Here is a 10691-nt window from a genome sequence, read left to right as displayed (position 1 = left end):
GGCGCCCCCCCCCCCCCGCCCCGCGCCCGGGCGGGCGCGGGGGGGGGGGGGGGGGGGGGGGGGGGGGGGGGGGGGGCCCCCGCCCCCCCCCCCCCCCCCCCCCCCCCCCCCCCCCCCCCCCCCCCCCCCCCCCCCGGGGCCCCCCCCGCGGCCGGCCCGCCTCAGTGGGGACCCCGCAGGGTCCCCACTGGTCGCGCGTTGACCCGTTGTCAACCCAGGTATGGGGAGTCTCGACGCTCCAAGTGATGCCGGATGCGGAGTTGTTGTGTGTGGTGCATGGGCAGTTGGGCCAGTTCTGTCGGCGCTACGAACCGCAGCTCCGTGGACTCGTCGGAGATGGTCAGCGCACCGCCCGTGATGCGTGCGGTGAAGCACACATTGAATTGCCTACGCACTTCGCCATCCGTATACGCGATGACGTGACGCGGATCGGTGTACGTGCCCACCAGTCCCGTGATCTCCACGTCAAGGCCCGTCTCTTCCTTGACTTCGCGCACCGCGCACCCCGGCAGGGAGTCGCTCATGTCCATGCCTCCGCCCGGCAGTGCCCAGAGGTTGTTGTCCCGGCGGCGCTGGAGCAGGATGCGTCCCTCCTCGTCGGTCACCACGGCGGACGCTGCCACGACCATGCTGTTCGGCTCGGGTGCGTCCGGATCGTCGTAAAACTCGGAGCGTGCCACGTTCAATCCTCCTGGCGAACGGGATCGGCAGAGTTCCAGACTGCCGTGAAGCTGTCGGCATAGGTGTCGAATATTCCAGCCGCACCGGCCCGTTTGAGGTGCCACATAGGCGCCGCGTATGCGCTGACCCCCACACATGGACCGGAGTTGACGTCAAGAGCTGACCTACCGCCGCGGCGCGCCCACCAGGGGGCGCGCCGCGTTCGGCCCGCCTCAGTGGGGACCCCGCCGGGTCCCCATGGGTCGCGCGTTGACCAGCAGCAACCATGGCGCCGACAGCCAGTTGACATCGCTAAGCCCCGCTAAACCAGTCCAGCTCAGGGGTGGGCCGGTCGCCACAATGCGGTTGTCAGCCATGACGGCACCGCATTACGTTGCCGATGTGGATCTCTTCTCACGCTCTTGGGCGGCATTACGCGCGGCGGTCGCCGATCTCTCGGACGAAGACTTGGCGCAACCGTCCGGCTGCGCCGGCTGGCTCGTGCGGGACCTGGTGTGCCATCTGATCATCGACGCTCAGGACGTCCTGATCACCCTCGCGACCCCCGCCGAAACGGAACCGACCCGCGACGCGGTGACCTACTGGGAAGTCGCCCATACGCCGCCGACCGGCGACGATCCGCTCGACGCGCTGACCGTCCGACTAGCCGCCGCGTACGAGGAAGCCTGGCTGCTCAAGTTCCACCTCGACGACGTCGGCTCTGCCGCCGGCCGAGCCGCCCAACTCGCTCACCCTGCCCAGCGCGTGAGCACCCGCGATGAGGTCCTGACCGTAGGCGAATACCTCTCGGTGTACGTCCTGGAGTGGACGCTGCACCACCTCGACCTGATCGCGCACCTCACCGACGCGGCCCAACCGCCGGCGGAAGGGCTCGCCAGGACCCGTGAGTCGCTGGCGAAGATCGCCGGGTTCTCCTTCCCCTCGTCGTTCTCCGACACGGACGCGCTGCTGCTAGGCACCGGACGGCGCGCCCCGAGCGCAGCGGAGACGGCCGAACTGGGCGAGTTGGCCGGCAGGCTGCCGATCACCCTCGGATGATCGGCTAGCCGAACGAGGCCCTTGGCGTGGGCAGGGCAACGACGGTACGGGGGGCCGGGCCCCGCTCACCCCGGGCCAACCCCCGCGCGCCCCCGCGCCCTCAATGCCCCCGTGCTACGCCGACAGGTCCTCCGGAAGGAGGAGGCGCAGGTCGGTTACGTCGGGGGCGGTCATGGTGCCAAGGCGGCGGGCCTGGCGGGTCATCATGGTGTCGAGGAGGCCGCGGGCCGTGCGGGCGTTGCCGAAGGAGCGGTCGCGTGGCAGGGCCTGGACGTGGGCGCGTAGCGTCTGGAGCGTCTCCGGTGCGCAGTCGTAGCCGGAGTCCGACGCATGCCGCGTCAGGATGCTGACCAACTCGTCCGTCGTGTAGTGCTCGAACTCCACCGTGCGCGAGAATCTTGAGGCGAGGCCCGGGTTGGAGGCGAGGAAGCGCCCCATCTCCTCGGTGTAGCCGGCGGCGATGACGACTACGTCGTCGCGGTGGTCCTCCATCAGCTTCAGCAGCGTTTCGACGGCCTCCTTGCCGAAGTCGGACGTCGCCCCCTCGGGAGTGAGGGTGTACGCCTCGTCGATGAACAGCACACCGCCCAGGGCGCTTTCGAATACCTCCTTGGTGAGCTGCGCGGTATGCCCCACGTAGCGGCCCACCAGGTCGGCCCGTGCCACCTCCACGAGTTGGCCCTTGGCGAGCACGCCTAGGGAGTGCAGCAGGCCCGCATAGAGTCGGGCCACCGTGGTCTTGCCGGTGCCGGGTGGGCCCGAGAAGATCAGATGGTGGCTGATCTTCGGCGCGGGCAGACCGGCGGCTGCGCGCTGCCGGGCTGCGGCGAGCAGCGAGACGAGGTCGGTCACCTCACGTTTGACGGCGCCGAGGCCGATCATCGCGTCGAGCTGGGACAGCAGTTCATCGGAGCGGTGCGCGCCGTCTTGCGCGCTCCCCACGTCCTCCGCAACGTCCTCGGGTAGCAGCAGTGACAGATCGCTTTCGGCGGGATCGGCCATGGAGCTCAGTCGGTGTGCCTGGCGGTCCACCATCTCCTCGAAGACCCGTCGGGCGGCCCGGCCGTTGCCGAAGGTGGCGTCCCGTGTCATCTGCGCGTAGTGCACGGCCAGCGCGTCCAGGGTGCGTGGGTCCAGTGCGTACCGGTGCGCCTCACACATCGACTCGGTGATGGTGACCAGTTCGTCCACCGAGTAGTTGGCGAACTCGATGGTGCGGGTGAACCGGGACGCGAGGCCCGGGTTGGAGGCGAGAAAGGACCCCATCTCGTCGGTGTAGCCGGCGGCGATGACGACGACGTCCTCGCGGTGGTCCTCCATCAGCTTCAGCAGCGTATCGACGGCTTCCTTGCCGAAGTCGGCGCCGGAGCCCTTGCCGTCGGAGAGCAGGGTGTACGCCTCGTCGATGAACAGCACACCACCCAAGGCTTCGTTGAACGCCTCGGTGGTCTTGATGGCCGTGCCGCCGATGATCTGCGCCACCAGGTCGGCTCGGGAGACCTCCACCAGGTGCCCGGAGCGCAGCACGCCGAGTTCGGCCAGGATGCCGCCGTAGAGCCGGGCGACGGTGGTCTTGCCGGTGCCGGGCGGCCCGGAGAAGATCAGATGGCGGCTCATCGGTGGCGCGGGCATGCCGAGCCGGGCCCGGCGCTGGGCGAGTTGGTTGAGGTTGACCAGCGTGAGCACCTGGTGCTTGACGTCGGCGAGGCCGACGAGGGCCTCCAACTCTTCCAGCGGGCCCTGGGGGGCCTTGCGGGCGGCCGAGGTGCCGGGCCTGGCGCCCGGTCCCTTCGACAGGTTGTCGGCCAGGGTCTCGCCCCAGGCGTCGGGGACCGCGTTGCCCGCGCTGATCAGGCCCTCCACCGTGAGCCGTTCGCTGACTCGGGTCTGGCGCAACCCCGCGCCGCGGTTGTCGCGTACGGCGCAGTCGGTTGCGGAGACGGGCTCCGCACTGTCGACCCGGATGCCGTCTCCCAGGCTGCCGGTGACCTGGCAGGAGGTGAGCGTCGCCCGGGCGCCCTCAGCGAGGAGCACACCGTGTGCGCCGGCCTCCGCTATCTGGGTACGGAGCACGGTCAGTTCGCCACCGCCGTCCACGACGATGCCCGACGCGGAGGCCGCGTGCACCCGGCAGTCCCGCAGCGTGCCCATGCCGTCGCGGGCGGCGTGGATGCCCGCTTCGGCGGCGCCGCTCACGGTCGTGTCCCGCACCTCGGGATGGCCGCCCAAGGCGATCCGTACGCCCGCGCCGCCCGCACCCTCGATCGCACAGTTCTGGAACTGCCCGCGGCCGTCGTCGATGACCTCCACGCCATGGCCACCGGGGGAGACGATCCGCGCGTGGCGTATCAGCGGATGCGCGCCGGAGCGCACGAGCAGGCCCGTACCGGCCGCGTCCGTCACCTCCAGGCGGTCGAACTCGGCCACCGAATCGCCCTCGATGAGCACGGCCCCGGCCGGGTCGGCGCAGTCTCGGACCCTGGTGTCGGTGAGCGTCGGCGTGCTGGAGCCCAGGACCCGAATTGCTGGGGCAGCGGCCGTGTCGAACTCGCACTCGCGGAAGGTCCCGCGGGAGCGCTCGGTGACGGCTAGGCCGTTGCCCTCGGTGCGGCTGGTGCGGCAGTGCAGGAGCTCCGGATCGGCGCCGGAGGCGAGTGCGAAACCGGGTCCCGTCGTGTCGGTGACCGTAACCTCTTCGAGGGTGGGGCGCGAAGCGCTGGTCACATAGACGCCGACCGCCGTGTCATGGACGGTGGTACGCAGCACGCGGGTGCTGCTGCTCCCCTCCAGGGCGATGGCGGGCTTTTCCGCACCGGAGACGTCACAGTCCTCGATCAGCCCGCGCGCCTCGCCGCTTGCCAGGATGCCGTTGCCGCGGGCGTCGCGCACCCGGCAGCCGCGCAGGGTCGTACGGGCCTGTTCGCTGAGCACGACACCCGAGGTGCCGAGGTTTTCCACGACACAGTCAGCTATGACACTGCCGGTGGGTGCGGTGTCCACAATGCCCGCGCCGCTGGGGTTGCTCACCCGGCAATCCCGCATGGCGACGGCGCCGCTCTCGCGGGCGAGTACCGCGGTCCAGCCGGAGCCTATGACCGTGCAGCCGTCCATGGCGACCTGCCCGCGGGGCGCGTCCACCACGGGCAGGTCCTCGGTGCCGCCGCGCAGCGTCAGATCGGTGAGCATCACCGCGTCCGCGACCAGGACGAGCGCGGTGCCGCGGCGCGGGCAGATCTCGACGCTGCCCCGCTCACCATCGGCGACGATGGTGACCCGGTTTCGCACCGTGATGTTCTCCGGGTACCGGCCGGGCCTGACCCGGATCACCGCTCCCGTGCGGGCCTTGGCCAGGGCATCGCCGATCGTCGGGAAACTGTCTGGTTGATCCGCGCATACCGTGAGCATCTGCCGTGACACGCTCGCACCTCCTCTTTCTCGCCGCCAGCGCCGATCCTCCCTGTCCGAGGGGGCCCGAGAGGGAGGGGCCAGTGGAACGCCGGTATTTCTCCGGTGAATGCTAGGCAAACGGAAGCCTCATCACGCGTGCACACTTGGCGAGTTGATGTGCAGAGCGCGTCGGCGTGCCCTCACCTTGATTGCATAATATGCGGATCATGCGACGCGCCCGTATACCTCGGCTCCGTGCAGCGGGAGCGCTGACGGCTGCCACGCTGCTGACGGCCGCCGGACCACCGGCCGCCCTGGCGGCGGAGCCCGTAGAATTACCGGTCCTACGCAGCACTTTGACATCCGATGAGCCATGCGTACGCGCCTCCACGATCAGGGCCAAGGCCCAGCCGTGGACGGTTCCCGCCTTGGGGCTGCCGCGCGCCTGGTCGCTTTCGCAGGGTTCGGGGGTGACCGTCGCGGTGGTGGACACCGGGGTTGGGCGCGATGTCGCTGCGCTGGTTGGCCGGGTGGAGGCGGTCGATGGCGCGGACGAGGACTGTGTGGGGCACGGGAGCTTCGCGGCCGGGTTGATCGCTGCTGCCCGCCTGGATGGTGTCGGTCCTGCCGGGGTGGCGCCGCAGTCGCGCATCTTGGCCGTACGCGGCACGGACGCCCGAGGTGTCCCCACCCCTCAGCGCCTCGCGGACGGTATCCGGGAGGCCGCCGACGGCGGGGCCCGCATCATCTACGTGGGGTACGCGCTGCCCACCGGCAAGGCAGAGCTGACCGCCGCCGTCGCCCACGCGAGTACGCGTGACGCCCTGGTCATCGCGCCCGCCTTCCCTGACCCGGTGAGCCGCGAGCGGGGCAAGCCCGATGTGCCTGTCCCCACGACGCCCTGGTATTGGCCGGCTGCCGTGCCCGGAGTGGTGGCCGTGGGCAGCTACGGTCTGGACGGCGCATCGCCGGCCCGGGCCCCGCAGCCCCCGCGGGTCGCCCGCATCGATCTCGTTGCGCCGGGTGACGCGGTGGTCAGCGTCGGGCCCAGCGGATCGGGGCACTTCCTTGGCTCGGGGGCGTCGCTGGCCGCCGCGCAGGTGGCGGGGGCGGCGGCGCTGGTGCGGGCGCAGCGGCCCGAGCTGACGGCCCCCCAGGCCGTACGGCAGCTCACGGCCGCGGCCTATCCGGCGTCGCCGCCGCGCCTTGACCCGTACGCGGCGATGACGGCGGTGCTCGGCGAAGAACGCCCCACCGTGCCGCATCCAGCAGCCGCGCGGGTCCCGGAGCCGGGCTCCAGGGCGCCGCGTGACCGGGCGCTGATCGTCGCGGCTGCCGGCGGGGGCCTGGTACTCCTCACGGCGGCCCTGATGGTGGTCGTCCCCCGCGGCAAGGCGCGCGGCTGGCGCCCCGAAGGCGGATAGAGCGGGCGAACGGCCCCTGCAAGCTGGAGCGGACGCGTAAAGCCGCGCATCCGCTCCCTGCGGGGCCCGCAGCAAGCGCTAGACCCCCGCCCGGCAGCGAGTGCCCCGCGCCCCGCGGCCTGTCGGTCTCGCGGCGTGTCAGGTCTCGGGCGTGCTGCCTTCCAACAGAGCCGTCTGGACGCGTACCGTCTTGCGGCGCGCGACCCGGGTGCCGCGGCCCGCGGGCAGGATGCGGCCCTTCGTGTTGCCGAAGACGTAGCCCTCCGATGGCGGGCAGGACAGCAGCAGGCCCGGCGTGTTGACCTCCTGGAGCCGGCGGAGCAGATGGTCGCCGCCCAGACTGCGGCCGGCGCCCGACGCGGAGCGCGCTACGACGATGTGCAGGCCCACCTCGTACCCGAGTGCCAGCTGGTCCAGTAGCGGATCGAAGGGGGCGTTCATCGGGCCCGTACCGACCATGTCGTAGTCGTCCACCAAGATGAACAGCCGCGGACCCGTCCACCAATCGCACAGCCGCATCCGCGCGGGGGAGATCTCCGGGCCAGGGGCCCGCGTTTGCACCGCCCGGGCCACTCCGTCGATCAAGTCTCGCAGCGCGTCGATGGACACGGCGTGGCCGAGTCGGTACTCGTCGGGGACGGCCCCCACGAGTTCACGCCGGTAATCGACCACCATGATCCGTGCCTCCGCGGGGGAGTATCGACTCATGATGGCCTGGGCCGTCAGCCGCAGCAGGTTGGTCTTGCCGCTCTCCGTGTCGCCGACCACGATCATGTGCGGGTGCTCGCTGAAGTCGTGCCGTACGACCGACAACTCGTCCTCCTCAAGGCCGATCGGCACCCGGAAGTCGCCATCGGGCGCGGGCAGGTCGGCCACGGGCAGGACGGCCGGCAGCATCCGCACCGGCGGCGCCGGCTCGCCCAGCCAGCTCTCCTTGACGGCGGACACCAGGGCGGCGACACCCTCGCTGAGATCATCGGACCGCTCCACGCCGTCGATGCGGGGCAGTGCGGTCAGATAGTGGAGCTTCTCCTCTCGGGTCAGCCCGCGTCCGGGCAGCCGCGGAACGGTGGCGGCGCGCCGCATGTCGATTCCGGAGTCCATGGGGTCCCCCATCCGCAGCTCCAGGTGGGTGGCGGCCTGGTCTCGCACCGCAGAGGAGAGCTCCACCCAGCGTGCGGTGGTGACGATGAGGTGAATTCCGTAGTTGAGGCCGCGGCTGGCGATCGCGTTGAACGTCGCGAGGTGCCGTTCGTAGTCCTGCCGCACGGTGGACCAGCCGTCGATCACCAAGAACACATCGCCGTGCCGCTCGTCGGGGAACTCACCCGCTGCGCGACGGCGGCGGAAGGTCGCCATCGAGTCGATGCTGTGGTCGAGGAAGAACCGCTCCCGGGCCGCCAGCAGCGTGTTGACCTCGGCGATCGTACGGCCCACGCGCTCGCCGTCCAGCCGGGCTGCAACCCCGCTCATGTGCGGGAGGTCCGCAAGGCCGGCCAGCGTGCCGCCACCGAAGTCCAGGCAGTAGAACTGCACTTCCCGCGGCGAATGGGTCAGGGCGAGCGCGGTGAGGATCGTACGGACCATGGTGCTCTTACCGCTCTGCGGGCCGCCCGCAATGGCGATGTGCCCGCCCGCGCCCGTCAGATTGATCTCCAGGAGATCGCGCAACTGGTCAAAGGGGCGGTCGATGATGCCGATGGGCACCCGCAGCCCGCCACGCCCTGCCCAGCCGACCGTGGTCAGTCCCAGCTCGGGATCGGGGGTCAGCGGCGGCAGCACCTGGTCGAGCGTCGATGGCAGGTCCAGCGGCGGCAGCCACACCTGGTGGGCGGGCGGCCCCGCGCCGAGCAGCCGTTCTACGGCCACCGAAAGGAGCGTGTCGCCGCCCTCATCCGGCTCCGGGTCGGGAGGCGGCGCGGGCAGATGACGGGGCACCACGTAGCCGGTCGTCCACGGCACCGTCTGACTGGCGACCCTGGCCTGATGCGCGCTGCCACCACGCCGCCGGTAAGGACCCGATACGTACGCGGCGCGAAAGCGGGTCAGCGCTTCGACGCCCGATTTCAAGAAGCCGCTGCCCGGCTGCGAAGGCAACTGGTAGGCGTCCGGCACCCCAAGAACCCCGCGGCTCTCCATGGCCGAGAAGGTGCGCAGCCCGATCCGGTAGGACAGGTGGCTCTCCAACTGGTGCATCCGACCCTCGTCGAGCCGCTGCGAGGCGAGCAGCAGATGGACGCCGAGGCTGCGCCCGAGCCGTCCGATCATGACGAAGAGCTCCATGAACTCCCGGTGCGCGGCAAGCAGCTCGCTGAACTCGTCCACGATGACGAACAGACTCGGCAGCGGCTCCAGGGGCGTGCCCGCCGTCCGCGCCTTCTCGTAGTCCAGGGCCGAGGTGTAGTTGCCCGCGGAGCGCAACAGCTCCTGCCGACGTATGAGTTCACCGTGCAGGGCGTCCTGCATCCGGGAGACCAGGGCCGCCTCGCCGGCGAGGTTGGTGATGACAGCCGAGGTGTGCGGCAGCGTGTCCAAACCGAGGAAGGTCGCACCGCCCTTGAAGTCCACCAGCACGAAGTTGAGCGTCTCGGACGAGTTGGTCAGCGCCAGCGAGAGCACGAGCGTGCGCAGCAACTCGCTCTTGCCGGAGCCGGTCGCGCCGATCAGCATGCCGTGCGGCCCCGTGCCGCCCTGCGCCGACTCCTTGATGTCCAGCTCTACGGGGGCGCCGTCCGCGCCGACCGCGATCGGCACCCGCAGCCGGTTCGGCCCGGTGTTGCGCTGCCACAGCGTCGCCGGGTCGTGCCGGAACAGATCCGGGATGCCAAGCAGCGAGGACAGTTCCACATCACTGGACAGCGGCTCGGTCTCATCGGTTCCCATGCCCATGCGGTACGGGGCGAGCCGCTTGGCCAGTGCGGTGGCGCTGCCGCAGCCGAAGCTGTCGGGGCGGCCGAGCCGGGTGGTCTGCTCCTTGCGCTCACGGTCCGTGCGGACCAGGGCGAAGTCGGCGTCGCTCACCTCGAAGCGCAGGGTGACCCGGCCGGGGCGCCAGGTCAGCGCGCCGGTGAGGTCGAGTACCACGGTGTTGCGCAGCCCCGGGCCGTCCAGCCGATGACCACCGGGGACGGTGCCGCCATCCACCACGATGACGGTGAACGGCTCCTCGCGGCCCGGGACCGTCTCGGGGTCGAACGGCGGGCGCTCCAAGAACTCCGCGCCGAGCAGGTCCTCCAACTCGTGGAAGGCCGAGCCGATCATGCGGGCCGGGCCCGCCCCGTCACTCTCTTGCGGGTGCTGGCTGTGCGGGAGCCACTTCGCCCACTCCCAGTCCGCCCGCCGCTCATCCGACACGCACAGCGCCACCCACAGGTCGTCGGGGGAGTGGAACGTCGTGAGCTGCGCGACGAGGGCGCGCGCCAGCGCCCGTATCCGCTCCTCATCACCCCGGAACAGCACCCGCGCCCACGCCCGCAGATAGAGCGCGATGGGCTGCTCGGGCACGGTGGCGTAGGCCCGGATGAAGCTGCGCAGCGCGTGCGCCGACAGCGGCTCCAGGTCCTCTACCGGGCTGGTGGTCGTCGGGGTGAGCCGCAGGCCCAGCTTTTGGTCCCCGACGGCCGCCCTGACCTCGCCGAAGTCCTCGTCCTGCGGCCGGCGTTCCCACAGCCGCGTCGAGCCGACCAGCGACCACAGGGCGGCCGGCTCCGGATGCCGCCAGGCCAGCGCCCGCTGCTGGTCCACGACGGCGGCCCGCACCTTGCGCCGGGTCTGGGTGAGATAGCGCAGATAGTCGCGGCGCTCTCCCTTGAGCCGCTGCTTGCGCTCGCTGCTTCGGCGCATGGCCTGCCCGAGCATCATGGCGGCGGCGGAGATCACCATCAGGCCCAGGGCCAGATAGATGAAGCCGCCGCTGCCGCGGGTCATGCCCGGCCGCATGAACATCAACATCATGGACACGGACATCAGCGCCATGGGCAGATAGGTCCACACGGCGGAGCTGTCAGGCACCACCTCCGGCAGCGCCGGGGGCTCCTGGAGGTTCACCTCGCCCTCGGGCATCTCCGGGCCGCGCCTACGGGCCGGCCTGCGGAAGAGAACCACACTCACGGACGGGCTCCTTTTTCGGGACGGGCGGGGCGTGCGGGGACGTACGGAGCC

Annotated in this window: 5 protein-coding genes; 2 read left to right on the top strand and 3 right to left on the bottom strand. The window is 71.0% G+C overall.

Features of this window, described 5'->3' with window-relative positions; translation table 11 throughout:
* Window positions 1–209: 209 nt before the first annotated feature.
* Window positions 210–680 carry an NUDIX hydrolase gene (locus tag FHS42_RS32495; RefSeq protein WP_184579244.1) on the bottom strand — a complete coding sequence of 157 codons (471 nt, stop codon included), beginning with the start codon at window positions 678–680 and terminating at the stop codon, window positions 210–212.
* 382 nt (window positions 681–1062) lie between these two features.
* Between FHS42_RS32495 and FHS42_RS32490 the strand changes: the two genes are divergently transcribed.
* Entirely contained in the window at window positions 1063–1719 is a 657-nt protein-coding gene (locus FHS42_RS32490) for a maleylpyruvate isomerase N-terminal domain-containing protein (RefSeq protein ID WP_184579265.1), read from the top strand.
* 114 nt (window positions 1720–1833) lie between these two features.
* Here the strand turns inward: FHS42_RS32490 and FHS42_RS32485 are convergent, their stop codons facing one another.
* Window positions 1834–5136: a right-handed parallel beta-helix repeat-containing protein gene (locus FHS42_RS32485; protein WP_184579241.1), complete on the bottom strand. Its 3303-nt coding sequence runs from the start codon at window positions 5134–5136 to the stop codon at window positions 1834–1836.
* A gap of 197 nt (window positions 5137–5333) precedes the next feature.
* Here FHS42_RS32485 and FHS42_RS32480 point away from each other — a divergent pair, with 197 nt between their 5' ends.
* On the top strand, window positions 5334–6530 hold the full coding sequence (locus tag FHS42_RS32480) for a S8 family serine peptidase (RefSeq protein ID WP_312867136.1): 1197 nt from the start codon (window positions 5334–5336) through the stop codon (window positions 6528–6530).
* A 138-nt stretch (window positions 6531–6668) separates the two neighbouring features.
* On the opposite strand, the gene eccCa is transcribed toward FHS42_RS32480, so the two are convergent.
* Window positions 6669–10634: a type VII secretion protein EccCa gene (gene eccCa / locus FHS42_RS32475; RefSeq protein WP_312867137.1), complete on the bottom strand. Its 3966-nt coding sequence runs from the start codon at window positions 10632–10634 to the stop codon at window positions 6669–6671.
* Window positions 10635–10691 lie beyond the last annotated feature (57 nt).

Origin of the sequence: Streptomyces zagrosensis, assembly GCF_014203645.1 — a bacterium.
Lineage (GTDB): Bacteria > Actinomycetota > Actinomycetes > Streptomycetales > Streptomycetaceae > Streptomyces > Streptomyces zagrosensis.
This window is presented reverse-complemented; position numbering and strand designations above follow the sequence as displayed.

Coding starts and splice junctions, on each gene's coding strand:
- FHS42_RS32480 (WP_312867136.1), top strand. CDS start 5,334: ATGCGACGCGCCCGTATACCTCGGCTCCGTGCAGCGGGAGCGCTGACG.